Annotated in this window: 1 protein-coding gene; it reads right to left on the bottom strand. The window is 59.9% G+C overall.

All coding sequences use genetic code 11. The features are described 5' to 3' along the window. Positions 1-284: hypothetical protein (locus tag SB689_RS22895; RefSeq protein WP_410694362.1), on the bottom strand; the 284-nt coding region annotated here is incomplete at both ends.

Here is a 284-nt window from a genome sequence, read left to right as displayed (position 1 = left end):
CTCGGAGTTCATCGTGATGCCATGCGGCCGCCATGCACGATCTTCGCCCGTGTCGAAGTTCTTGATGTAGCCGTTCGCCTTGCCATCGACCAACGTCGCCTTATACGCACCTTTGAGAGCCTTGATGCTCTTGCTTGTTGACACCCTGGTGTCCTGCCACGAGCCATCCATTTTGACCGGCTCAACGAGCACGAGGCCCATGTCCTCGAGCGCACGCTCAAGGTCTGCCTCGATATCCGCATCAGACAACGGGCGCAGCGGCTCGCGCCACGCGTCGAATGCAG

Origin of the sequence: Chryseobacterium sp. SIMBA_038, from assembly GCF_046535115.1 — a bacterium.
Classification (GTDB): Bacteria; Bacteroidota; Bacteroidia; order Flavobacteriales; family Weeksellaceae; genus Chryseobacterium.
The sequence above is the reverse complement of the archived record's forward strand: the minus strand, read 5'-3'. Positions and strand labels throughout refer to the sequence as shown.